The sequence below is a fragment of the Microbacterium esteraromaticum genome, from assembly GCF_017303215.1.
Lineage (GTDB): Bacteria > Actinomycetota > Actinomycetes > Actinomycetales > Microbacteriaceae > Microbacterium > Microbacterium esteraromaticum_C.
Genome location: NZ_JAEMWU010000001.1, coordinates 724724 through 749230, shown reverse-complemented (window position 1 = coordinate 749230; position 24507 = coordinate 724724). Strand labels below are relative to the sequence as shown.

Below are 24507 nucleotides of genomic sequence, written 5' to 3'. Positions count from 1 at the left end.
CGCGGGAATGCCGCCTACAGCGTGATCCAGTACTGGCGCATGGGCCCGTGTCCGGCATCCGATCCGTCGATCGTGTCGACGTGCTCGCCGCCGGCGCCCTCGATGGTGCGCGCCGAACCGACGTTGTCGTCGTCACAGGTGAGCATGACGCGGTCGTAGCCCTGTTCGCGCGCGCGATCGAGGACGAGGCCGAGCGCGGCGCCGGCGACGCCCTCGCGACGCCGGGACGGCCGCACCGAGTACCCGATGTGGCCGGCGTAGGTGCGCAGCCAGTCGTTCAGCTCACGACGGAAGGCGATGAAGCCGATGACGTCGGGGCCATCAGTGATCCAGAAGTACTCGCAGGGCACATGCCCCTCGGGGAGCTCTGCGCCCGGGCGCGCGTACAGCTCGGCCTTGGCCACGAAGGCCTCGCAGGCCTGCTGATCGGGCACGGTGCCGCGCTCGAGACCCGCGCCGTGGATGTGCACGTCGCCGTACTCGGTGACGGCGTCGGCCCAGGGGTCGAAGAGTGACAGCGACGGGGCGGCGAGTGTGATCGGCATCCGTCGATTAGATCACGATCTGCGCGGGCTCATCCGCGGCGCACGAAGTACCAGTTGGCGAACAGCCACCCGAACGAGAGCGCGAGAACCAGCCCGGCACTGAGCAGACGGGTCAGCGGATCGGCTTCGATGATGACCAGCACGATCAGCTGCACCAGCGCAAGCACCAGGGCGAGCACGCCCACGGCGGCTAGGGCCTTGGTGGCTGCCGCACGGTCTCTCTCGTCGGCGTATTCCAGGGCGTTGATGCGTTCGAGGTCGCCGGCGCGACCTCGACGTGCGAACACGGCCCCGACACCGGCGGCGATGGCCGCCAGCGTCACCACGACGCCGATGTACGTCTGCCCCAGAATGAAGCACACCACCGCGGCGATCAGGCAGCCCGCCACCAGGATCGTGTTGTGCGGCGAGAGCGGCCAGCGTCGGCTTTTCCTGGCAGACGTCGCCTGAGTCGAGCCGGGGTCATCCATCGACATCGAAGACCTCTTCCACGGTCGATCCGAAATGGCGGGCGAGGTGCACGGCGAGCGTCAGCGACGGGTCGTAGCGGCCCGTCTCGATGGCATTGATCGTCTGCCGCGAGACGCCGACGGCGCTCGCGAGCGCCTGCTGAGACAGCCCCTGCTGGGTTCTGAGCTCTTTGACACGGCTGCGCACGTGTCAACCGTAGGACAGGAGACACACCTGTGTAAAGCGAGCTTGACAGGGCCCACTCGTGTCAAGCACACTTGTCACGTCAAGTACGCTTTACACTTCCGGAGGCCGTCATGAGCGAAGCGCTCGTCGATTTCACCCAGTCCCTTCCCACCTGGCTGCAGTGGGCGGGTGTGATGCTCGCCGCGGCGATTCCGTTCATCGAGTCGTACTTCGGCACCCTGATCGGTGTCGTCGCCGGCGTCCCCCTGCCCATCGCAGTCGCCGCCGCGGTCATCGGCAACACCCTCTCGATGCTCGCCTTCGTGTTCGTCGCCGCGACCGCACGGCAGAAGGTCTTGGCCCGCAGGGCGCAGGGCGAGGAACTGCCCGAACCCTCAGCGCGCCGCCAGAAGGTCAAGCGCATGTTCGACCGGTTCGGGGTGCCCGGGGTCAGCCTGCTGGGGCAGACCGTGCTGCCCAGCCAGATCACCTCGGGGATGATGGTCTCGTTCGGCGCCAACCGCAACGCGGTCATCTTCTGGCAGATCGTCTCGATCATCATGTGGGCGCTGATCTTCGCCGGCATCGGCCAGGCGGGCATCGCGCTGCTGCGCTGAGGGCGAGCCGCATGCGTAAGGACGCGGGGGCGCATGCACGACATGCGCCCCCGCCTCACTCACCTCTTCTTGCAGGCGTTGGGATTGGGCCCCTTGCCCTTATCGTGACCATAGGCGTTCCCCTTGCCGTTGCCTGGTCGGCACTGAACGGGCTCCTCAGAATCGACCTGAAGCGGAATCACCCGCAGCGTTCCCGAATCAGAGCTGCCGAACAGGTACAGCCCGTCCTGGGCGACATCAGCATCATCTCTGTGCTGCACAGCCAGCGGGGCAATGATGAACCGGGCTATCTCCTCTCCTTCCGTCAGAGTGCGGTGCTCCATCGTCTCCGGATCGATCACCGTCAGCTGCGAGGCGACGTTGATCAACAAGTCACCCTCGAACCATGCGAAGCTGGCCGGTCGCCACATGCCGTAGCGCGTGACCTCGGGGAAGATGTTCTTGGATTTCTCAGGGATGACCTGCATAGTCTCCGGGTTGAGGGCGAACACCCATCCGTCGGTGGTTCCCCAGAGGTTGCCGTCTTCGCCGAATGACAACGCGCTGATGTGCTTCGGCTTCTGCCCGGTAGGCAGATTGAGTGCGTACTCGCCGGTCTTCTCTCCCCGAGCGAGGTCATAGGTGAAGAGCTTCGCCTCGGTCGCGACGGGGTCCGCACCCAGTCCACCGACGATCGTGGTCGATCCGTAGACGACGCCGTCATCGACCGCGAGCCCCACAACGCTCTGGTTCTCGACGATGCCAGTTTCCACCGTGGTCTCTCCGGTATCGAGATCGTGGATCGTCAACGCCCCCTGGTGCAGGCCGTACTTGGGAATCGAGCCGATCAGCAACTGCCCATCCTCTTCGACCATGTGGTACGGCCGATCCTGCCCTTCACCGATGGTGAACACGCGCGACGACTGGGGCCTCCCGTCCTCACCGGTGACGACGCGATCGATGTGCCCGCCGGGGTACAGACCGAAGTAGGTCGCATCGCCCACAGTGAGCATCGACTCGGCTTGCTCGGCACCGAAGTTGGACAGTGAGCCGGTCTTGGTGTCGTACACGGCGCCCGTACCGGCCGGATAGGTGACCATATAGATCTCATCTTGTGGGTTCAACGCCATGTTATGCAGGGGCGTCCCCGTGCTCGTCTGCACCTGGTTGGGCAGCACGAGCTCGCGTCTTCCCTCGATGTCAAGCGCCCGCAGCTTGCCCTGACGCGAACCGGTGATCAGCCACTCGCCCGGATGACCCGCCTCGGTGAGGTCGGCCCATGTCTGACCGCGCATGCCCAACCCGAACGGGATCCCGACGTCGCGGAAGCTCGGCTCGGCGCCGGTGAGGTCGACCTCAGCGATGGTGCCGTTGTAGGTCAGATAGATCTTGCCATCGCGAGGGGCGAGCTGAGTGAATCCGGGCACCCCGTTCTGCGTCGGCGTTCCCGGAATACTCGACTTGTTCAGCGTCGCGGAGCTCCACTGCTCGGTCACGAGGTTGTAGAACGCCGAGGTGGCGAGTCCGCCCGTGAAGTTGACGACTAGCCAATCGCCGACCTTCTGCATGTCGTATGCCCAGGGAAGCACATCGACGCCTAGCACGGTTCGTAGCGGATCCGAGATGCGCACGCGATCGGCGGGATCGTTGACGTTGATCTTGACCACCGATCCGGTCGCGCCCGTTCCCGCGTAGATGTAGCCGTCGTGGTACTCGATGGAGCGGACGTACTCCTGCCCTTCGACCCGGTCCCACCGCGTGAAGGTCCCCGCGACGGCATCGTACTTAACGACCTCGCCCGTCTTGTAGGTGCCGATGTAGGCGTTGGAGTGCTCATCGACCACCATCGACCAGTTCGAGCTCGCCCCCGGCACCACACCGGCGAGCTCGGCCTCGTTCGCGACCGGGTCGTAGGCCCAGAGCTCACCCCGTTGCTGCCCGGCAGCGTCCTTGCCGATCGCGGCGACGTAGACAGTGCCGTTCGGCGCGATCTCCAGCTTCCAGACCTGGATCACGCTCGGCATCGACGCCGACTGGACGAAGGTGTTCGAGGCCACATCGATGACGTTCAACAGCGAGCCATCCGAGGACGTCGCCGTGTAGCCCACGGTGCGCCCGTTGAGTTCGCCGAAAGCCATGTCGATGATGCTCGGCACCTGCACCGGGATTCCGACGGTCTGCTCAGCGCCGAACGTCACACCGTGGAAGGTCTTACTTCCCGGCGCCTCCTCCGCGACAGCGGGAACCGCCGCCGCAACGAGCGCGGCGGTCAGAACGCCCACCACCGCCGAGCGCAAATGTCGCCTGCCTGCGTAAACCACCAGGTTCTCCTCACCGACGCCGTACGCGTCATCGATGTGCTCGGGTGCGATCAGGCGTTGCGACGTCGCTGCGCCAGCACCCCTAACAAAATAAAGGTTTTGTAATAGCCGACAGTAGCTAGCAAGAGAGCCAATGGGAATACCCAATTTGATTGTGTTAATGCGACCGTCGATCCTCCGCACGCGAGCCGGGGATAATGGGACGCGTGAGCGAAGCACAGAGCATCCCCGGCTGGCGGCACATCTACTCGGGCAAGGTCCGCGACCTGTACGCGTCGGATGACCCGGCCGACACCCGCATCCTCGTCGTCGCATCCGACCGGGTCAGCGCCTTCGACTCGGTGCTCTCGCCCGGCATCCCGCACAAGGGCGAGCTGCTCACGTCCCTGAGCATGTGGTGGTTCGACCAGCTCGACGATGTGCCGAACCACATCGCCGAAGGCGAGATCCCGGATGCTGTCGCCGGCCGTTCGATGCTGGCGATGGCCCTGCAGATGCTGCCGATCGAATGCGTCGTGCGCGGCTACCTGACCGGATCGGGCTGGGCCGAGTACGTCGAGCGGGGCACGGTGTGCGGCATCCCCCTGCCGGCGGGCCTGAAGAACGGCGACCGCCTTCCCGAACCGCTGTTCACCCCGGCGTACAAGGCGCCGATGGGCGAGCACGACGAGAACATCACCTTCGAGCGGGCGGTCGAGCTCGTCGGCGCCGAGCGCGCCGCGCAGCTGCGCGACACCTCGCTGGCGATCTACCGGCGTGCAGCCGAGATCGCCGAGTCGAAGGGGCTGATCCTCGCCGATACGAAGTTCGAGTTCGGTGTCGACGCCGATGGCGTGCTGCGCCTGGCCGACGAGGCACTCACCAGCGACTCGTCCCGCTACTGGGACGCCGAGGCCTGGCGCACGGGCAGCACCCCCGACGAGCGCATGGCCAGCTTCGACAAGCAGATCGTGCGCGACTGGATGGCTGCCAACTGGGACCGCCAGGGCGAGCCGCCGGCGCTGCCGGAGGACGTGATCGAGCGCACCGCCGACCGCTACCGCGCACTGATCGAGCGTCTGCGCGGCTGACCCGCGCCGGTGACCGCGCGCGGTCGCGCCCCGCGCGCCGCAGTCTCCTCGGATGCTCGGGCTGATGAACCGATAGTGTTTCGTCAGCCCTGACCCCGATCCTGACCCGAGGAGCCATCATGCCGCTGTGGAAGATCCATGGCAATGGACGCACCGTCGCGCCCGACGCCGTCGTCCGTCCCGAGGAACGCCTCAACTGGCCCGCCACCATCGCCATCGGCGTGCAGCACGTCGTCGCCATGTTCGGCGCGACGTTCCTTGTGCCGATCCTCACCGGCTTCCCGGTGCCGACCACGCTGCTGTTCAGCGGTATCGGCACGATCCTGTTCCTGCTGATCACCCGCAACAAGCTGCCGAGCTACCTGGGTTCGTCGTTCGCGTTCATCGCCCCGGTGACCGCCGCGACCGCCACGGCCGGTACAGGGTCGGCTCTGGCCGGCATCGTCGCCGTCGGTCTGCTGCTGGCGATCATCGGTGTGGTCGTGCACATCGCCGGTGTGAAGTGGGTCGACCGCTTTCTGCCGCCCGTGCTCGCCGGCACGATCGTCGCGCTGATCGGGTTCAACCTGGCCGGCGCCGCACGCGGCAACTACGAACTGGCTCCGATCACCGCGACGTTCACCCTGGCCGTGACCATCCTGTTCGCGGTGGTCTTCCGCGGTTTCCTGGGGCGCATCTCGATCTTCCTCGGTGTGATCGCGGGGTACATCTTCGCCGGGTTCCGCGGCGAACTCGACTTCACCGCTGTCGAGAAGGCCGCCTGGCTCGGCTTCCCAACCTTCGAGATGCCCGACTTCGTCAACCCGAACACCTGGTCGGCAATGGCGATGTTCCTGCCCGTGGTGCTGGTGCTCATCGCCGAGAACGTCGGTCACGTGCGCGGCGTGGCGACCATGGTCGAAGACCCGGCGATCAACAAGCAGACCGGCAAGGCTCTGATCGCCGACGGCATCTCGACGTCGCTGGCCGGATTCTTCGGCGGGTCGGGTACGACCACCTACGGCGAGAACATCGGCGTGATGGCATCCACCCGCGTCTACTCCACCGCCGCCTATTGGGTCGCCGGATTCACGGCCATCCTGCTGAGCATGTCGCCGAAGTTCGGTGCCGTCATCAACTCGGTGCCCGCCGGTGTGCTCGGTGGCGTCACGACGGCCCTGTACGGTCTGATCGGTGTCATCGGCATCAAGATCTGGGTCGACAACAAGGTCGACTTCTCGCGCCCGGTGAACCAGTACACCGCCGCGGTGGGCCTGATCGTCGCCGTGGGCGGCTTCCAGATCATCGACCCCGACTCGGGCTTCCAGCTCGGCGGCATCGTGCTCGCCACGGTCGGCGCGATCCTGATCTACCACCTCGGAAACCTCATCGCGCGTCTGCGCAAGACCGGCGCCGACGACCCCAAGCCGCTCGCGGCCGTCGGACCGCTCGGTGGCGACCCGGCCTGACCGCCGATCTGATCACGCTGTGAGGGCGGCGCTTCCTGCGGGAGGCGTCGCCCTCGCGGCATTCACCCGAAACCGCACCCGCGCGCCCGGCGGAAGCTGCCCGGCCAGGTCAAGGCTCGCTTCGGTGAGCGCCGCGATGATGGGATAGCCGCCGGTGACCGGGTGGTCGGCCAGGAACAGCACCGGCTGACCGTCGGACGGCACCTGGATCGCACCCGTCACGACCCCTTCGCTGGGCAGTTCGCCGGCACGCGCACGTTCGAGAGGCACGTCGCCCTGCAGGCGCATGCCGACGCGATCCGATTGCGACGTCACGCGCCATTCCTGCGCGGTGAGCACGCGCAGCGCATCATCCGTGAACCAGTCGTCGCGCGGCCCCACAGTGATGTCGAGGTCGACGAGATCACCGGGTGCGGGCAGCATCCGCTCCCAGGGGAAGACATCGACCGCGTCGATGGCATCCGCACCGACCGCGACGACATCGCCCGCGGTGAGCGGCGCGGGTCCCACCCCGCCCAGGGTGTCGCTCGATCGACTGCCGAGCACCGCCGGCACCGCGAGTCCGCCGCGCACGGCGATCGTGTAGCGCAGTCCCCGTGCCGGGCTTCCGAGTACGAGCTCGTCGCCGTCGCGGGTCGCGAACGGGATGCCGTGCGCGATGGGACGCTCATCGCCGCGGGCATCCGTCATCGAGAGTTCACCGATCGCGCCGGTGACGGCCGCGACGCCCTCGCCGCGGAACCGCAGCGCGACGGCCCCGACGCTCTCGAGGGCAGCGGCGCCCGGTGGGTTGCCGACGGCGCGGTTCGCATCGCGCAGTGCGGTGCGGTCGGCGGCACCGGATGCCGAGACGCCCTGCGCCGCATATCCTGGGCGCCCCAGGTCTTGCACGAGCAATTGCAGGCCGGGCCGCACGACCTCGATCGCGCGCCCCACTGCGGGCGCTACTCCAGCGTCGGATGCTGTCGGAACCACCAGACCGTCGGCGCCGGCATCCGCGTGTCGGGCCGCGACACGCCGCTCAGCGGGCGCTGCGCCTGGGATTTCCGACGCTGAGATCTCCGACGCTGGGCCTTCCGACGCACCGACGACGTGATCACGCCCGGATGCCCGCACGAAACGCACCCGGGTGCCCGGCGCCAGCAGGGCCGGCGGGTCGCGCTGCAGATCCCACAGCACGGCATCGGTGCGTCCGATCAGCTGCCAGCCGCCGGGACTCTCGCGCGGATACACCCCGGTGAATCCCCCGGCGAGTGCCACCGAGCCGGCCGGCACGCGGGTGCGGGGCGACAGCCGGCGCGGCACATCGAACAGCGGGTCGTCGCACACCAGGTATCCGAACCCCGGGGCGAAGCCCGTGAAGGCCACCTGCCAACCGGCGGCCAGGTGACGACCGACGAACTCATCGGCCGAGATGTTCAGCGCACGGGCGACGTCATCGAGGTCGTCGCCGTCGTAGCGCACCGGGATGGTCACCTCTGCTCCGGGCGGCACGTCACGGGCATCCGACGCCGTCGCTCGCAGGGTCTCGGCCAGCCTCTCGGCCGTCACCTGTCGCGGGTCGAACCGCACCAGCACGGTGCGGGCGCCCGGCACCCGTTCGATCACCCCCGGCACGCCATCCCACGCGGCGTTCAGCCGCACCGCCTCGTCGAGGTCGTTGGTCTCGACCAGCAGGGCGGTCTGCGACGCGGTGAGAATGCGCACATCAGGCTCCGCGGCCGGCGAACGGGGCGATCGTCACACCGGACACCTCGAGGCGACGGCGGATGCCTGATGCCATCGCCACGGCATCCGCGGTGTCGCCGTGCACGCAGATCGACTGCGCGTCGATGCGCACATCGGTTCCGTCGAGGGAGCGGATGGTGCCGGTCTCCAGGAAGCGCAGCATGCGCTCGGCGACGTCGCCGGCATCATGCAGCACCGCACCGGGCTGCGTGCGGGGCACAAGGCGGCCGTCGGGCAGGTAGGCGCGATCGGCGAACGCCTCGGATGCCACCGCCAGCCCGGCACGCGATGCGACGTCGAGCACGACGCCGCCGGCGAGTCCCAGCAGCACCAGCCGCGGGTCGACCGCGCGGACGGCCGCGACGACAGCGCCGGCCTGCCCCGAGTCGCGCGCGATGGTGTTGTACAGCGCACCGTGCGGCTTGACGTAGGCAATGCGTCCGCCGGCATCCGCGGCCTGCGCGGCGAGCGCGACGAGCTGCCGCTCGACCAGCGCCTGCAGCACCGCCGGTTCGAGGTCCATCGGCCGCCGCCCGAAGGTGTCGGGGTCGTCGTACGAGGGGTGCGCGCCGATGATGACGCCGCGTTCGACCGCGGCGGCGAGGGTCTCGCGGATGCCCTCCGGGCTCCCGGCGTGCACCCCGCACGAGACGTTCGCGCTGGTGACGATGCCCAGCATCGCGGCGTCATCGCTGACGACGCGCTCGGCGGTGTTCTCGCCCAGATCCGAGTTCAGATCGATGACCGGCATGAACCCACCGTAGGCGGTCGGATGCGGCTATCCGGCCAATCCGGTGATCATCGACACCAGCTCGTTGTGGGTGGTGTCGGCCGTGCGCATCGTGCCCACCTGGGTGCCTCGACGCAGCACCGTGACCCGATCCGCCACCCGGAACACCTGCTCCATGTTGTGACTGACGACCACCACCGCCGTCCCTCGCTCACGCAGCCGCATCATCAGCGACTCGACCTTCGCGGTCTCGGCCACGCCGAGTGCTGCCGTCGGCTCGTCCATGAGCACCAGGTTGCTGGCCCAGTGCGTGGCCCGAGAGATGGCGATGGCCTGCCGCTGCCCACCCGACAGGTCAGAGAGCGTCGCCTTCGCACTCGGGATGCGCACATCGAGCTCGTCGACCAGTTCCTGCGTCTGCCGCGCCATCTCGGCACGATCGAGGATCTGGAACGGCCAGATGCCCCGCACCAGCTCGCGCCCGAGAAAGAGGTTCATGTACACGGGCTGCTGGTCGACGAGAGCAAGGTCCTGATAGACCACTTCGATGCCCTGCGCGCGCGCCGCCGAAGCATCCGTCAGCGATGCCTTGCGTCCGCGCAGCAGAATCTCGCCGCCCGTGGGTTGGTACACACCCGCGATGATCTTCATCAGCGTGGACTTGCCCGCGCCGTTGTCGCCGACGAGGGCGACGATCTCGCCCGGCTCGACGCGCAGGTCGAAGTTCTTGATCGCCGTGACCGCGCCAAAGCTCTTCGTGATGCCCCGCAGTTCGAGAGGCGCGTCGGTGAGGGCCGCCGCAGCGCCTTCGGCGCCGCTCGTGTTGGTCGTCATGCGTTCTGCTCCTCTACGCGCCGCGCGGTCTGCACCGTCGCCTGCAGCGGCGCCGCACCGTTCGATGCCCAGATCCCCTCGACCCTCGGCGTGCCGGTGGAGAGACCTCGGATGCCCGCGGTCAGCCCCCTGCTGACGAAGACCTGCGGGCGGAACCCGAAGACGACCGTGTCGCCCTCAGCCGCATCGGCACGACCGTCGAGCGGGATGCGCGCGTAGTAGTCGATCGCCTCGGGTGCGGGCATCTCGACCGGGCGGGCGGTGACCGTCGCCGGGTCGTCGCCGTCGCGCACGATCAGCGCCGAGGTCGCGGGGATGCCGTGCACGGGGTCGACGTAGAGTCCGCCGCCGAAGACGTAGGCGCGGTCGTCCCAGACGTGGGAGACCTCGGTGACGTAGGCGATGGCGGGATCCTCGGGCAGATCGATCCGCGCATGCAGCGGCGTCGTGCCGGTCAGCCCGTGACCGGGTTCGACCTGTGTCGCCCCGGCCTCGGCCAGGCGCTCGAGCGTCACGGTCGAGGTCGTGCCGGGGGCGTTCATCTGCACGTCGTCGAACCCGGCGCTCTGCAACGCGCGCTTGGCCGCCGCGAGCGTCTGCAGGTTGGGGGTGGTCTGCGCCTCGCCGCTTTCACCGTCGACGAGCGTGGCCGGGAACGTCGTCACACCGGCCACGCGCACGCCGGGCAGGGCGTCCACGACGCGTGCGTGCTCGACGATGCGGTCGGCGGTGAAGCCGCCCTCGTGGCCTGTGTAGAAGCGGTCGCCCGGTGCGACCACACGCAGCAGCACGTCCTGCACACGTCCCTGCGCGAGGGCAGCGGCTCCCGCCTCGCGCGCCTTCTGCTCCGAGAAGACGGTCCAGTACCGCGGATGCAACGCGGCCGCCTCGGCGGCGCGGTGGCGAGGGATCTGCACCAGGTGGCCGAGGTGCCCCGTGGCAAGCCCACCGGTCGCAGCGGCGACAGCGCATTCGAGGTCGACGCCGACCGCCTCAGTGATGCCGCCGCGGTGGATCGCACGCGACGCGTCGGGGTTGCGGCCGATCTGCTTGGTCATGGCGAAGGGCCTCAGCCCCAGCCGGCTCGCCTCAGCCGCAATCGTGCGCGCGTTGCGCTCGACAGCATCAAGGTCGATGACGAAGGTGTTGGCGGGGATCTCACCGCGCCGGTGGAACTGCGCCGCGGCCTGCAGCAGAGGGGCGTTGCGACGCTGAAGGATGGAGAGGAACATCGGTCATTGACCTTTCTTGCCGCGCAGCGACAGGGTGACGGCGAGCAGGATGATGACACCGCGCACGATCATCTGCTGCGCGACGGTCAGGCCGCCCAGCAGCAGGCCGTAGTTGATCATGCTCATGAAAAGGCTGCCCACGACCGCGCCGATGATCGATCCGCGACCACCGGTGAGGGCGGTGCCCCCGACGATCACGGCGGCCAGCACACTCATCAGGTCGGCGGTGCCGAGCGTGTACGTGGCGCCCGCCAGGCGACCGGCGTACAGGATGCCCGCGAGAGCGGCCGCGGCGCCGGATGCGGTGAACACGAGAAGGCGCACGCGGGCGACGTTGATGCCGCTCACACGGGCCGCCTGCGCGTGGTTGCCGACCGCGAGCACGTGGGCGCCCGCACGGCGCTGCCTCAGCACGTGCCACCCCAGCACGGCGATCGCGAGCGACCACCAGATGAGGATCGGCACGCCCGCCAGAGTTCCGCCGCCGAAGATCCAGACGAATGCCGGATCGGTGACGGGGACCGACTGCAGGTTGGTGATCTGCTGGGCGAGCCCGGCGACGAGCCCCATCGTGGCGAGCGTGACGAGGAACGACGGCAGACGGAACGCGGTGATGAACACCCCGTTGATGAAGCCGACGAGAGCCCCGACCAGCAGTCCGGCGAGCGCGCCGGCCCACCACCAGCCGGTGATCTGAAGGGCCACGGCGGCAGAGAGGGCGGAGAGCGCGACGGTCGAACCGATCGAGAGGTCGATCTCGCCCAGGCTCAGTACGAACACGGTGGCGACGGCCATGATCGTGATCGGTGCCGCCTGCGTGGCGATGTTCACCAGCGTGGTGACGTTGAGGAAGTTACTGCCCTGGGTGATCGCGAAGAAGCAGAACACGAGCACGAAGCCGATGTAGACGACGTACTTGCGCCAATCGTGGCGGATCTGCTGCAGCGCCGGGGCGGGGGTGATGACCGCGGTCATTGATGTGCTCCTGTCGGCATTGACACTGAGGGTGAGCGTCGAGCGAGCTCGATCGCTCCGAGAACGGCTCCGGCCGAGCCCAGCGTGGAGATCCGCACGGGCACGTCGGGGTGGCCCAAGCGCTCCAGCCAGTGCTGGATCGGCGCGCGCAGCTCTTCACGCGAGCCGATGCCACCACCGAGCACGAAGGCGCCCGGATCGACGACGGCGATCACCGTCGCGAGGGCGTACGCGACCCAGCGTGCCTGCGCGTCGAGCGCCTCACGCGCTTCGGGCACGCCGGCCGCTGCCCGTTCGAAGACTTCGCGCACGGTGGACGCTCCGGGGTCGCGGGCGGCCAGTACATCGCCGGCCACCGCCTCTTCCAGGGCTCCGCGGCGGTGGTTGGCAGCATCCAACGGGTCTGCTCCCACGGGGATGTAGCCGATCTCACCGGCGGCGAGCGAGGCACCTCGGATGAGCCGGCCTTCGAGGATGAGCCCCATGCCGATGCCCGTGCCGACGGCGACGTAGCCGAAGGAGGCCTGCTCATCGCCAAGGGCCACCAGCTCACCCAGCGCGGCGACGTTGGCGTCGTTGTCGATCTCGACCGGGGCTTCGAAGCGGCTGCTGAGAGCCGAGCCGAAGTCGAATGCGGTATCGCCCAGGTTGGGCGCGGCGGTGAACCCGCCGTCGGCCTGAGGAACCCCGGCACCGCCGATGCCGATGCCGATGAGCCGGTCGGTCTGGGTCTGCCGCATCAGCTCGTCGATGGTGGCGCCGATCACCTCGCACAGTGCGGCGCCGCCGGCGCGCGGCGTCGGCACGACGCGCTCCGCGGTCAGGGAGAGCGGCGCATGACCGCCGTCATCCAGAGGCGCGATGCCGATGTGCGTCTTGGTGCCGCCGAGGTCGATTCCGATCCATGACCGTGTCATGCGGCCACCTCCAGCATGCGCACCGGCGTCGCCGCCGTCATCATCTCGATCGCCTGCTCGCCGACGCCGCGTTCGCTCAGCATCGGCAGGAAGACCTCCGACAGATACGAGTAGCCCTGCACGCCGTGCGTGCCGGGGTTCATCCAGACCTCGGCGCCGGTCAGATCCTGTGCCAGCAGGATGCGTTCCGCATAGCCCTCGGCGACCAGTGCCGCGACCAGGTCTGCCCGCCCCACATCGCTGCGGGCGAAGGAGTGCTTCACGAACTCGCCGTCGGGCCGATGCGGGGGTGCCGGTTCCAGGAAGAAGTCCCAGGTCTCCTTGCCGATGGTGTCCACGGCGATGAGAGCGCCGCGATCGAGCACGGCCCGCACGACGTCGATGCTGAGCTGGGTGTCCATGTGCCCGATCACGACCCGGTCGAGGTCGGCACCCTCGGATTCGAGGATGTCGAGTTGTTCCTGCGCCATCGTGCCGTGGGTGGTGTGGGTGAACACGGCCAACCCGTTGGTCGCGTGTGCGCGGGCGACGGCCCGCAGCATCCGCTCTTCGAACGGCGTGATCTCGCCCAGGCTCGTGGCCTGCTCACCGTAGACGCCGGCGCACACGTCTGTGTCGCCGATGCCGGTCGCCGCGTCGGCGATCAGGCGTGCGACGAGCTCGTCGAGCGTCGCCTCGCGCGCCCACGCGGGCGCATAGGCCTCGAGGTAGATCGACGTGCCCGCGATGATGTCGATGCCACTGCGGTGCGAGATCTCCTTCAGCCGTGCGACGTTCGACCCGTCGGCACTGCGGCCGACGACGCCATAGGGCGAAAGATCGACCACGGTGCCGAAGCCGGCGGCGTGCAGCCCGCCGAGTGCGTCGACGGCGAGGTCGACCTGGGTGTCGGCGCGGCCGCCGGTGAGCCACGGACCGGGCACCAGAGACAGCAGGTGCTCATGCGGCATCACCCGGCCGAGGTCGGCTGAGGGCACGGGCCCGAAGACCGTCATCACAGAGGACATGGACTCTCTTTCAGGGAGTGGGCGGGCGGCAGGGGGCGGAGTAGCGCCCCCTGCCTTCGAGGATCACTTTCCGGTGACGCTGGCGGGCGGTTCGACTCCGTAGTCGGCGAGCCACCCGTCCTCGAGGTTGTCGGCGCTGACCTTGGTGGGGTCACTCGCCACGAGAGCGGGTGCCGGCTTGTCGAGAACCCCGTAGGCACCGGCCCGGGCAAGGCCGACACCGATGTCGATCGAACCGTTGCCCACCATCCCCGCGACGTTGTCGCCGGTGAGCATGGCGGCCGCAATCGTCGTGTCGAGATCGTTGGTGACGACCTGGATGTCGGAGCGGCCCGAGGCCTTGATGGCGGCGAGCACACCCTGCGCCGCCGTGGCCCACGAGACGTAGATGCCGGTGAGGTTCGGGTTCTTCGCGATCATCGCCGACGCGATCGCCTGAGTATCGGTCTCCTGCGCGAAGCCCTGTTCCTCGACGATGGAGATGTCGGGGTAGGAATAAGCCATCCAGTCCTTGAACGACTGGTCGCGCTGGTTGGTGAACCAGAAGTTCGCGTTGTAGCTGAGGTAGCCGATCTCTCCGGCGCCGCCGAGGGCATCGCCCAGGATCTCGGCGTTCGCGCGGCCGGCCTCGGCGAGATCCTCGGTCACGATCGAGACGAAGTCGGTGCCGGCCTCCCAACCCGCGGGCGGCGTGGTCATGATCACCAGCTGAGCACCGGCGTCCTTGATCGGCTGGAACGACGTGGCTGCCGAGGTCGGGTCGACCGCGATCGCAACGACGATGTCGGGGTCGAGCGCCATCACCGTCTGCACATTGTTCGCCTGGGTGGCCGCGTCGAACCCGGCCTGGGTGCTCGCGACGACGTCGACGCCGAGGCGTTCGAACTCCTGGCGTGCACCCTGCTCGACCGCGGCGACGAAGTCTCCGGACGTGTGCCAGATGAAGGCCGCGGTGAGCTCGCCGTCGGCGATCTGCTTCTCTTCATCGGCGGTCAGGGTGACCTCGGCGAGCGCGCCGGGCTTCTCACCGTTCGGGCCGACGAACTCGAGGCTCGGTTCGGCAGCCGGGGCGGAGGACTCGGTGGCCTGCGTGTTCGTCTGCGCGGGAGCGGAGCATCCCGTGAGCAGCAGTGCACCGGCGGCGATGCCGGCGAGAGTGGCGTGAACGCCCCGACGGGCGATTCGTGAGGTCATGAGGGGTGCCTTTCGTATCTGCGATGCGAGGGAGGGCTGATCCCGAGGTGGGCGTCGCCGTTGACTCCCCCTATTTGATTGCACGACAAAACCAAAGTCAAGAGAAATCTCGAGAATCCGCCGAGGCGTAGTGGCGATAACCCGGCTCACCCACGGATTCGCCTCTTTTTTGAACTCTTCATGATGCGAATGTGGAAGTATGGTCGGTGCAGGCGACAGCCCATGCCCGAGGAGACCCGTGGTTCACGACACACGCGACATCAACCGCACCACCGTGCTCGCCGAACTGCTGCGCCACCGGCCCATCACCCGCAAGCAGCTCGCCGATCTCACCGGCATCTCGGCCGCCACGGTCACTCGCACCATCGACCAGCTGATCGCCGACGGGATCGTGCACGAAGTTTCCGAGCTCGTGTCCGAGCAGCGAGGACGCCGTGCCGTGCTGCTCGACGTCGTCGCCCCCCGCAGCGTCGTCACCGGCATTGACCTGGGCGCCTCGAACACCCGCATCGTCACGGCAGACCTCGTCGGTGGCATCCGCGCGCAGGTCAGCCTGCCCACGCCCCAGGATGCCGGCCCCGATGCCCTCGCCGCCTGGGTCGCCGACGAGGTCGCGCGACTCGCGGGCCCCGACCGCCCCCATCTGCGCAGCGCCTACGTCGGGTTGCCCGGCGCCGTGAGCAGCGACGGCCGCACGATCACGAACGCCCCCAACATGCCGCAGCTCGAGCGCTCGGAGTTCATCGCCACGCTCTCGGATGCCCTCGGCTTTCCCGTCGCCGGTGACAACGACGCCAACCTCGCCCTGCTCGGCGAGCAACACTTCGGCGCCGCACGGGGCGTACCGACCGCGGTCATGATCACGATCGGGGCGGGTCTCGGCGCCGGCGTGGCCGTGGACGGACGCATCCTCCGCGGCAAGCGAGGCGTCGTCGGTGAGTTCGGCCAGTTGCCCGCCGGCCCCCTCGGCACCCGCCTGGAGCTCATGGTCACCGGCCCAGGGCTCACGCATCTCGCCGCCGAATCGGGCATCCGCATCGACTCCCCCGCCGAGGTCTTCGCGCACGACGCCCCCCAACCGCTGCGCGCACTGCGCGCGCACTTCGATCAGGCGCTGCTCATCGTGCTCACCGCCGCGACCGTGTCGTGCGAACCCGAGCTGATCGTGCTCGGCGGTGGCGTCTCAGCCTCACTCGCCGATGACCTCGAACGCTACGAGGCCATGCTGACCCACCACCTGGGCGTCGCCCCGCGGCTGGTCTTCTCGACCCTGGGCGAGTACGCCGGGGCGCACGGCGCAGCCGTCGCCGCACTGCACGACCGGTACCGTGCGCTGGGCGTCCGCGAAACCGAACTCGCCACCCTCCCCGCCTGAACGCTCAGGCCGAAGCGCGCACCACCAACTCGGTCGCCAGCATCGTCGTGCGCTCCGGCGTCTCGCCCCCCAGACGCGCCAGCAGCACATCGGCCATCACCACGCCCTGCGCGCGCATCGGCTGGCGGATCGTCGTGAGCTGCGGATCGGTGCTCTGCGCCACCGGCGAGTCGTCGAAACCGACGATCGCGACATCGTCGGGAACGCGGATGCCCGCGGCCTGCAGCACCGTCAACGCGCCGCGAGCCATCAGATCGCTGGCCACGAAGATCGCGTCGGGTCGACCTCCCGCCAGGATGCGACGTGCGGATGCCGCCCCGCCGGCCTCACTGTAGTCACCCTCCTCCTCGGCGAAGGGCTCGAGTCCGGCATCCGCCAGCGCGGCACGGAAGCCCTCGCGGCGGTCCATGCCCGACCCCATCATCAGCGGCCCCGTGATCGTGGCGATCCGCGTGCGCCCGCGCTCGATCAGGTGCTGCGTCGCCCGACGCGCGGCGGCGACGTTGTCGACGTCGACGACGTAATCGCCGTCGTGGCGCTGCAGGGGCCGGCCGCCGTAGACCACCGGCACGGCATCGGCGATGCGATCGACGAACGCGTCGCCCGCATGATGCGAGACGATGATCGCGGCGTCGACACCGCCGTTGCGCACGAACCGGGTCATCTTGCCACCCGGATCGGCACTGGCGATCAACAGCGTCAGCACATAGTCGGACTCGGCCAGCCGTTCGCCGATCCCCGCGACCACCGAGGCCAGGAACGGGTCGCCGAAGAAACGCGTGGTGTCTTCAGGGATGACCAGGCCGATCGCATGAGTGCGCCTGCTCGCCAGAGAACGCGCCGCACGACTGGGCGCGTAGTTGAGGTCAGCGATCGCGCGCTGCACAGCCGCTAGCGCCGCGGGGCTGACAGCCGTCGAACCGTTGACCACCCGCGACACGGTGGAACGCGAGACGCCGGCGCGCGCGGCGACCTCTTCGATGGTCGAACGTGGCATCCGCTCCTCCCGCCGATCAGACGGCGCGCGCCGCGATGATGCGCGCGTACTCGCGACCGCTCTGCTTCACCGTGCGCTGCTGCGTCTCGTAGTCGACGCGCACGATGCCGAACCGCTTGGCATATCCCCACGACCATTCGAAATTGTCCATCAGCGACCAGTAGAAGTAGCCGCGCACATCGACGCCCTGCGCGATGGCATCCACCACCGCCGCGAGGTGCGCGCGCACGAACTCGGCCCGATCCACGTCGGGCACCTGGCCCTCGGCATCCACGGTGTCGTCGTAGGCGACGCCGTTCTCGGTGACGTACAGCGTCACCCCCGGCGCGTACTCCTCGGCCACCCGCACGAGCAGGCGGGGGAGCCCCTCGGGCTGCACCTCCCAGCCCATCGCAGTGCGCGGCAGGCCGCGCTCAACCCAGTGCACGTCGGCGTCGGCGGGGAACGGCGACGCCGTCTCACGAAGGTCGAGTCCGTCGGTCTGGTGCGGGTCGCCACCGCCCGGCTGCGGATGCCCCGAGAGCAGCTCACCGTGGTAGTAGTTCACACCGAGCGCATCGAGCGGCGTCGAGATCGCCTCGAGGTCGCCGTCGTGCACGGCCTCCTGCCAGGCGCTGACCGCGTCAGCATCCACCTCGCGCAGGTCGCGCACGATGTCGGCGGGGTACGCGCCGCGGAAGAGCGGATCGAGGAACCAGCGGTTGAACTGCCCGTCGATGCGCCGCGCGGCATCGACGTCGCGCGGGTCAGTCGGATCGGCAGGGTCGGCGACGGTGAGGTTGAGAGTGATGCCGAGATCGAGGCCGGCATCGCGCTCGCGCAGCGCCTGCACCGCGCGACCGTGCGCGAGCAGCAGGTGGTGCGAGGCGAGCAGGCCATCGCGGATGCTCGTGCGTCCCGGCGCGTGCACACCGGCCGTGTACGACAGGAACGACGAGCACCAGGGCTCATTGAGCGTGGTCCAGTGCTGCACGCGATCGCCGAGGGCGTCGTGCATCGTCAGCGCGTACTCGGTGAAGCGGTCGACGACCTCGCGGCTCGCCCAACCGCCGCGTTCTTCGAGCGCCTGCGGCATATCCCAGTGATGCAGCGTCAACCAGGGCACGATGTCGGCGGCGAGCAGTTCGTCGACGAGCCGGCTGTAGAAATCGACGCCCTTCGGGTTGACCGGCCCGGCGTCGGGTCGCACCCGCGACCACGACGTCGAGAAGCGGTACGCCTGAAGCCCGAGGTCCTTCATGAGTGCGACGTCATCGGCGTAGCGGTGGTAGTGGTCGCAGGCGACATCGCCGTTCTCGGCGTTGATGACGGCGCCGGGCACGCGCGCGAAGGCGTCCCAGATGGATGCCGTGCGGCCGTCCTCGAAGGCCGCGCCCTCGATCTGGTAGGCGGCCGTCGCCGCGCCGAACAGGAAGCCATCAGGGAAGGACCGGGTCATGCGCTCCATTCTCACATGATCCGGGGGTCTGGTGGGAGCGCTCCCACGCTGGGCCAGCTTCCGTCTATTTGTCACGAACCCGCGCTATTCAGAGCCGATAGCTCGGGTTTGTGACGCATAGACGGGTGGAGCTCCGGGTAAGGGTGGGCGCAGGGGCGAGCGGTAGCCTGAACGGGTGAACCCCGAACTGGCCCGCGCCGAGTCACTGATCCGCTCCATCCCGGACTACCCGGAACCCGGCATCCTCTTCCGTGACATCACCCCGCTGCTGGCCGACCACGACGCACTGCACGCGACCACGCGCGCACTCATCGAGCCGTTCGAGGGGACTTTCGACGTCGTCGCCGGCATCGAAGCCCGCGGATTCATCCTGGCGGGCGCGGCCGCCATCGCCGCAGGCGTCGGCCTGGCCCCCATTCGCAAAGCCGGAAAGCTGCCCCAGCCCGCCGCGTCGATCGACTACGCCCTCGAGTACGGCACGGCGACCGTCGAGATGCACGACGACCTGCCCGCCGGTACGCGCGTACTGCTGATCGACGACGTGCTGGCCACCGGTGGCACCCTGGCGGCCGGACGCGAACTGGTCGAGACCCTCGGCTACGCCGTCGCCGGAATCAGCGTGCTGTTCGAGATCGACGGCCTCGGCGGACGCGACCTGATCGGCGATCTGCACACCGTCTTCCACTCCGCGTGAGCCCGATCACGCTCGGGCGATGACCCCCGCCGCTCACGGGCGCTGAGCCCGCGCGCGATCACCTAGAATCATGGGTATGCCCACCATCGTCGTCGACGTCATGCCCAAGGCCGAACTGCTCGACCCGCAGGGAAAGGCCGTTGCCGGCGCTTTCTCGCGCATGGGTGTTGAGAGCTTCAGCGGTGTCCGCATCGGCAAGCGGTTCGAGCTCACCGTCGACGGTGAGGTCACCGAAGAGGTGCTCGCCGAGGCGCGACGCCTCGCCGAGGACGTGCTCTCGAACTCGGTGATCGAAGACGTCGTGGGCGTCGAGGTCGCACCGTGACCGTACGCGTCGGGGTCATCACTTTTCCGGGCTCCCTGGACGACCGCGACGCGCAGCGCGCCGTGCGGATGGCCGGCGCCGAGCCCGTCGCCCTGTGGCACGGCTCGCACGACCTGCAGGGCGTCGACGCACTCGTGCTGCCCGGCGGGTTCAGCTACGGCGACTACCTGCGCTCGGGCGCGATCGCGGCTCTGTCGCCGATCATGGCCGAGGTGAAGGATGCCGCCGCCAAGGGCATGCCCGTGTTGGGTATCTGCAACGGCTTCCAGATGCTCGTCGAGGCGCACCTGCTGCCCGGTGGGCTGATCCGCAATGACCACCAGCACTTCGTGCGTCGCGATCAGCGACTGACCGTCGAGAACGCCGACACCGCGTGGACGAGTGCGTTCGACGCGGGCCAGGAGATCGTCATCCCGCTGAAGAACGGCGAGGGCGGCTACATCGCCTCGGAAGACACCCTCGACCGCCTGGAGGGCGAAGGCCTGGTGGCGTTCCGCTACGCCGGCGTCAACCCGAACGGCTCGCTGCGCGACATCGCTGGCCTGACGAACGCCGCGGGCAACGTGGTGGGCCTCATGCCGCACCCCGAGCACGCCATCGAGGCCGGTTTCGGCCCCGACACGAATGCCGCGATGCGCTCGGGCGTCGACGGCCTCGATTTCTTCACCAGCGCTGTCGCCGCGGTCACTCGCGCAGCCGCGTAACCGGTCGCGCCTCGCGCAGTAGCGCGGTGTGTGCTGGGCGGTGTTTGCTGCGCGGCACGCGCGTTGCATTCGGTGCGCGCTACGTGCGGCGCTTCGTCGACACCCCTAGTTCGCGTCGACACCCCCAGCTGGCTGCGCCCGTAGCACGGGGTGTGGACGCCACGCAGGGGTCTCGGCGGGGACTCTCGGATGCCCGATGCCGACGCTTCGCCGACACCCGGGCCCGCTTACGCCCGCGCACCCGCCCCATCCCGCGCACGCACGCCTTCCGCACGCACGCACCCCTCACCCACGAGGGGTCAAATTCTGCGGCATCCGAGTGCGCGAACGCGACGTTTCTTGACCCCTCGTGCTTGGGGAAGGCGCCAACGCGCCCCGCTCAGATACCCGCGGGCGGCCAGACGCCGATGATCACGGCCATCACGACGACCGTCACCAGCTCGTGCGCGATGTTCAGCGTCGTGAGCTTGGTCGAGCGCCCCTCGAACGCATCGTGGGTGATGAAGCGCGCGGCCGTGAACCCCGCCCACAGCGCGACCGCGGTCACCACCGCAGCCCAGAAGTACGACCCCTCATAGAAGTGCCATGCGATCGATGATGCGCCGGCCAGCACCCACGCCGTGATGAAGCTGACGATGACCGTGGTGATGATCGGCACGATCGCCGTGGCGCCGGGGCGGTTCATGTCGACGCCGGCCAGTTTCGACCACCGCGTGCCGAAGACCTTCGGCGCGTACCAGATCGACCCAACCACCATGCTCGACGCGGTGGCGATCAGCACCGCCCAGTAGTTGATCTCAGGAACCATCATGTGTCCTCCTAGGTCGGCTAGACCTGACGCTACCCCTCCACCCCGTGCGGGTCGATAGGCTCGGCGAGTGAGCCTTCTCGTGACCGTCCCCACCGAACGCCTGGCCCAGAACCTCGGACCTCTGCCCGAGGGCGTGTCGGTCAAGATCTGGGACATGCGTACGCCCGCGCCCGCCGAGCGCATCGACATCGTCGTGCCGCCGTACATGGACGGCACCGGCGCCCTGCGGGCGCTGACCGGCATCGATGTCACTCTGGTGCAGGGGCAGTCGATCGGGTACGACGGGGTGGCGGATGCCCTTCCGCCGGGCATCCCATTCGCCAATGCCGCGAGCGTGCATGAGGCGTCCACGGCGGAACTCGCCGTGGGACTCACGATCGCCGCGCAGCGCGCATTGCCCCGTTTCGCGCTCGCGCAGGAGCGCGGCGAGTGGTCTCCCGCGTTCACCGAGAGCCTTGCCGATCGGCGCGTGCTGCTGGTCGGCTTCGGCGGTGTCGGCAAGGCCATCGCGCAGCGCCTGGCACCGTTCGAGGTGACGATGTTGGCCGTGGCGCGCAGCGCCCGCACAGCCGAGCTGGACGGCGTCGGCGAGGTCACCGTGCACGCCCTCGACGAGCTGCCCGAGGTGCTGCCCGACGCCGAGATCGTGATCCTGAGCCTGCCGGCGAGCGCCGAGACCCGGCACCTGTTCGATGCAGCGATGATCGCGCGTATGGCGCCGGGTGCGCTGCTGGTCAACGTCGGGCGCGGCGCGCTGGTCGAGACCGGGGCGATGCTGGCGGCGCTGCGCGAGAACCGTATCCGGGTAGCATCCGATGTCTTCGAAAAGGAGCCACTGCCGGCCGGGCATCCGCTCTGGGAGGCACCGAATCTGCTGATCAGCCCGCACTGCGGCGGCGCTTCGACGGCGATGAATCCGCGCATCGCACGGTTGGTGCGGGCGCAGATCGATCGGATGCTGGCCGGCGAGGACCCGCTGAACGTGGTGCTGCCGGCATCCTGAGCCCACCCGGGCACCTCAACTCGGCAGGACGATTGCACTTCTACAGGAGACTCTGCCGCCCGGCATCCTGTGGAAGTGAAATCGTCCTGCAAACCTGAGCGACACTCGCGCCCCGCAACAGACTCGAACCGTTTCGATCCGACTCTTCCAAAACTGTAAGCGCTTGCAGTAGCCTGGGTCGCATGGCACAGGTCGAACAGTTCGCAGCCCCCGGTTCCGAGTGGTGGCGCACAGCAGTCATCTACCAGATCTACCCGCGCTCGTTCGCCGACGCGTCGGGTGACGGAATCGGTGACCTGCCCGGCATCACCGCCCGACTCGACGATCTGCACGCGCTCGGCGTCGACGCCATCTGGCTGAGCCCGTTCATGACGAGCCCGCAGAAGGATGCCGGCTACGACGTGGCCGACTACCGCGACGTCGACCCGATCTTCGGCACCCTGGCCGACTTCGACGAGATGCTGGCCCAGGCGCACGCCCGTGGCATCCGCGTCATCGTCGACCTCGTTCCGAACCACTCCAGCGATCAGCACGTCTGGTTCCAGCAGGCACTGAAGGCCGCGCCCGGCAGCCCCGAGCGCGCTCGCTACATCTTCCGCGACGGCCGGGGCGAGAACGGCGACCTGCCGCCGAACAACTGGGAGAGCGTCTTCGGTGGCGGCCAGTGGACCCGCACCACCAACCCCGACGGCACGCCCGGCCAGTGGTACCTGCACATCTTCGACCCCACCCAGCCCGACTTCGACTGGACCAACGAAGAGGTGCGCGAGGAGTTCCGCAGCATCCTGCGTTTCTGGCTCGACCGCGGTGTCGACGGCTTCCGCGTCGATGTGGCGCACGGGATGGTCAAGGCCGAGGGCCTTCCCGATTACACCCCGCCGATCGAGGCCGACTCGATGGGCGGCGGTGAGGAGAACGTGCCGTACTGGGGGCAGGACGGCGTGCACGACATCTACCGCGACTGGCACAAGCTGCTCGCCGAGTACGACGGCGACCGCGCCCTGTGCGGTGAGGCCTGGCTGCCCACGCTCGCCAAGACGGCACTGTGGGTGCGCCCCGGCGAGATGCACCAGACCTTCAACTTCCCGTATCTGATGACCGCGTGGGACGCCGAGGCGCTGCGCGGGGTCATCCGCGACTCGCTCGACGCGTTCGGCGGCGTCGGCGCTCCGAGCACCTGGGTGCTGTCGAACCACGATGTGGTGCGCCACGCCTCGCGCCTGGCACTGACCGCCGACAACCCGCAGGGTGAGGGCATCGGTCCGCTCTCGCCCGGCAAGCCCGACCAGACGATCGGTCTGGCGCGTGGCCGTGCGGCCACGACGCTGATGCTCGCGCTGCCCGGCTCGTCGTACCTGTACCAGGGCGAGGAGCTCGGCTTGCCCGAGGCGATGGAGATTCCCGACGAGTTCCGCCAGGATCCGACGTGGTTCCGCACGAACGGCGAGCGGTACGGACGCGACGGATGCCGCGTGCCGCTGCCCTGGTCGGCGGAGGCTCCGGCGTACGGCTTCAACACGACCGGCGCCTCGTGGCTGCCGCAGCCGGCGGAGTGGGCGGGCTTCGCCCGCGATGTCGAAGAGGCCGACGCGGAGTCGACGCTGAACCTGTACAAGCGCCTGCTCGCCGAGCGCCGCGAGCGCGGTCTCGGCGGCGGCTCGCTGGTGTGGGAGGACGCCGGATCGGATGCTGTCGCCTTCCGCCGTGGTGACCTTCACGTCGTCGCCAACCTGGGCGAGACGCCGATCGAGCTCGGTGGGAACGTGTCGTTCGTGATCCAGAGCCAGCGCTTCAGCGGCACGGCCCTGCCCCCGAACACCGCGGCCTGGTTCACGCGCGCATAGCATCCACCTCCCCGTGAGAAACCACGTGCCGTATGAGACACCACGAACGACGTGGTTTCTCACGCGGGATATGGTTTCTCGCG

General features: G+C 68.7%; 24 protein-coding genes. 9 read left to right on the top strand and 15 right to left on the bottom strand.

Going from position 1 to position 24507, the window contains the following annotated elements; translation table 11 throughout:
- Positions 1-14: 14 nt before the first annotated feature.
- From JF543_RS03430 to JF543_RS03420, 3 genes are read right to left on the bottom strand one after another with little or no spacing between them, the layout of a single operon-like run.
- Positions 15-545, bottom strand: coding sequence for a GNAT family N-acetyltransferase (locus JF543_RS03430; RefSeq protein WP_179409279.1), 531 nt, complete (start codon positions 543-545; stop codon positions 15-17).
- Between the two features lie 29 nt (positions 546-574).
- A complete protein-coding gene (locus JF543_RS03425; protein WP_179409280.1) occupies positions 575-1021 on the bottom strand; it encodes a hypothetical protein in 447 nt (148 codons plus the stop codon).
- Complete coding sequence (locus tag JF543_RS03420) at positions 1008-1202, bottom strand: helix-turn-helix transcriptional regulator (RefSeq protein ID WP_179409281.1); 195 nt, start codon at positions 1200-1202, stop codon at positions 1008-1010. The genes JF543_RS03425 and JF543_RS03420 overlap by 14 nt, the downstream gene beginning before the upstream one ends.
- Before the next feature lie 110 nt (positions 1203-1312).
- Between JF543_RS03420 and JF543_RS03415 the strand changes: the two genes are divergently transcribed.
- Positions 1313-1798, top strand: a complete 486-nt coding sequence (locus JF543_RS03415; RefSeq protein WP_179409282.1) for a hypothetical protein — start codon at positions 1313-1315, stop codon at positions 1796-1798.
- Between the two features lie 59 nt (positions 1799-1857).
- Here JF543_RS03415 and JF543_RS03410 read toward each other — a convergent pair whose 3' ends face one another.
- The gene (locus JF543_RS03410) at positions 1858-4098 is read right to left on the bottom strand and encodes a hypothetical protein (RefSeq protein ID WP_206821208.1); all 2241 of its coding nucleotides are present in this window, start codon (positions 4096-4098) and stop codon (positions 1858-1860) included.
- Between the two features lie 206 nt (positions 4099-4304).
- Between JF543_RS03410 and JF543_RS03405 the strand changes: the two genes are divergently transcribed.
- A complete protein-coding gene (locus JF543_RS03405) occupies positions 4305-5168 on the top strand; it encodes a phosphoribosylaminoimidazolesuccinocarboxamide synthase (RefSeq protein ID WP_423494586.1) in 864 nt (287 codons plus the stop codon).
- A gap of 119 nt (positions 5169-5287) precedes the next feature.
- Positions 5288-6616: a uracil-xanthine permease family protein gene (locus tag JF543_RS03400; RefSeq protein ID WP_206822746.1), complete on the top strand. Its 1329-nt coding sequence runs from the start codon at positions 5288-5290 to the stop codon at positions 6614-6616.
- Between the two features lie 12 nt (positions 6617-6628).
- Here the strand turns inward: JF543_RS03400 and JF543_RS14585 are convergent, their stop codons facing one another.
- From JF543_RS14585 to JF543_RS03360, 8 genes are all read right to left on the bottom strand, one after another.
- Entirely contained in the window at positions 6629-8323 is a 1695-nt protein-coding gene (locus JF543_RS14585) for a 5-oxoprolinase/urea amidolyase family protein (protein ID WP_206822745.1), read from the bottom strand.
- Position 8324: 1 nt separating this feature from the next.
- A complete protein-coding gene (locus JF543_RS03390; RefSeq protein ID WP_179409287.1) occupies positions 8325-9095 on the bottom strand; it encodes a LamB/YcsF family protein in 771 nt (256 codons plus the stop codon).
- A gap of 27 nt (positions 9096-9122) precedes the next feature.
- Entirely contained in the window at positions 9123-9908 is a 786-nt protein-coding gene (locus tag JF543_RS03385; RefSeq protein WP_179409288.1) for an ATP-binding cassette domain-containing protein, read from the bottom strand.
- Positions 9905-11140, bottom strand: a complete 1236-nt coding sequence (locus JF543_RS03380; protein WP_206822744.1) for an alanine racemase — start codon at positions 11138-11140, stop codon at positions 9905-9907. The genes JF543_RS03385 and JF543_RS03380 overlap by 4 nt, the downstream gene beginning before the upstream one ends.
- A gap of 3 nt (positions 11141-11143) precedes the next feature.
- Positions 11144-12115 (bottom strand): ABC transporter permease, encoded by a 972-nt coding sequence (locus tag JF543_RS03375; RefSeq protein WP_206822743.1) that lies wholly within the window; start codon positions 12113-12115, stop codon positions 11144-11146.
- A complete protein-coding gene (locus JF543_RS03370) occupies positions 12112-13032 on the bottom strand; it encodes an ROK family protein (RefSeq protein ID WP_206822742.1) in 921 nt (306 codons plus the stop codon). Before JF543_RS03370 ends, JF543_RS03375 begins: the two co-directional genes overlap by 4 nt.
- Positions 13029-14039: a phosphotriesterase family protein gene (locus tag JF543_RS03365; RefSeq protein WP_206822741.1), complete on the bottom strand. Its 1011-nt coding sequence runs from the start codon at positions 14037-14039 to the stop codon at positions 13029-13031. The genes JF543_RS03370 and JF543_RS03365 overlap by 4 nt, the downstream gene beginning before the upstream one ends.
- A gap of 63 nt (positions 14040-14102) precedes the next feature.
- Positions 14103-15233, bottom strand: coding sequence for a substrate-binding domain-containing protein (locus tag JF543_RS03360; RefSeq protein WP_206822740.1), 1131 nt, complete (start codon positions 15231-15233; stop codon positions 14103-14105).
- Between the two features lie 238 nt (positions 15234-15471).
- Between JF543_RS03360 and JF543_RS03355 the strand changes: the two genes are divergently transcribed.
- Entirely contained in the window at positions 15472-16608 is a 1137-nt protein-coding gene (locus JF543_RS03355) for an ROK family protein (protein ID WP_206822739.1), read from the top strand.
- 4 nt (positions 16609-16612) lie between these two features.
- On the opposite strand, the gene JF543_RS03350 is transcribed toward JF543_RS03355, so the two are convergent.
- Both JF543_RS03350 and JF543_RS03345 read right to left on the bottom strand, forming a co-directional pair.
- On the bottom strand, positions 16613-17605 hold the full coding sequence (locus JF543_RS03350; RefSeq protein ID WP_206822738.1) for a substrate-binding domain-containing protein: 993 nt from the start codon (positions 17603-17605) through the stop codon (positions 16613-16615).
- A 16-nt stretch (positions 17606-17621) separates the two neighbouring features.
- Positions 17622-19043 (bottom strand): glycoside hydrolase family 1 protein, encoded by a 1422-nt coding sequence (locus tag JF543_RS03345; RefSeq protein WP_206822737.1) that lies wholly within the window; start codon positions 19041-19043, stop codon positions 17622-17624.
- A 175-nt stretch (positions 19044-19218) separates the two neighbouring features.
- Here JF543_RS03345 and JF543_RS03340 point away from each other — a divergent pair, with 175 nt between their 5' ends.
- The 3 genes from JF543_RS03340 to purQ all read left to right on the top strand — a co-directional run bounded on the left by JF543_RS03340 (position 19219) and on the right by purQ (position 20766).
- On the top strand, positions 19219-19737 hold the full coding sequence (locus tag JF543_RS03340; RefSeq protein WP_179409297.1) for an adenine phosphoribosyltransferase: 519 nt from the start codon (positions 19219-19221) through the stop codon (positions 19735-19737).
- A gap of 76 nt (positions 19738-19813) precedes the next feature.
- Complete coding sequence (purS, locus tag JF543_RS03335) at positions 19814-20062, top strand: phosphoribosylformylglycinamidine synthase subunit PurS (protein ID WP_179409298.1); 249 nt, start codon at positions 19814-19816, stop codon at positions 20060-20062.
- On the top strand, positions 20059-20766 hold the full coding sequence (purQ, locus tag JF543_RS03330; protein WP_179409299.1) for a phosphoribosylformylglycinamidine synthase subunit PurQ: 708 nt from the start codon (positions 20059-20061) through the stop codon (positions 20764-20766). The genes purS and purQ overlap by 4 nt, the downstream gene beginning before the upstream one ends.
- A gap of 379 nt (positions 20767-21145) precedes the next feature.
- Here the strand turns inward: purQ and JF543_RS03325 are convergent, their stop codons facing one another.
- A complete protein-coding gene (locus tag JF543_RS03325; protein ID WP_179411689.1) occupies positions 21146-21574 on the bottom strand; it encodes a DUF1761 domain-containing protein in 429 nt (142 codons plus the stop codon).
- A 70-nt stretch (positions 21575-21644) separates the two neighbouring features.
- Between JF543_RS03325 and JF543_RS03320 the strand changes: the two genes are divergently transcribed.
- Positions 21645-22580: a 2-hydroxyacid dehydrogenase gene (locus tag JF543_RS03320; protein WP_347401079.1), complete on the top strand. Its 936-nt coding sequence runs from the start codon at positions 21645-21647 to the stop codon at positions 22578-22580.
- A 182-nt stretch (positions 22581-22762) separates the two neighbouring features.
- A complete protein-coding gene (locus JF543_RS03315; RefSeq protein WP_206822736.1) occupies positions 22763-24424 on the top strand; it encodes a glycoside hydrolase family 13 protein in 1662 nt (553 codons plus the stop codon).
- Positions 24425-24507 lie beyond the last annotated feature (83 nt).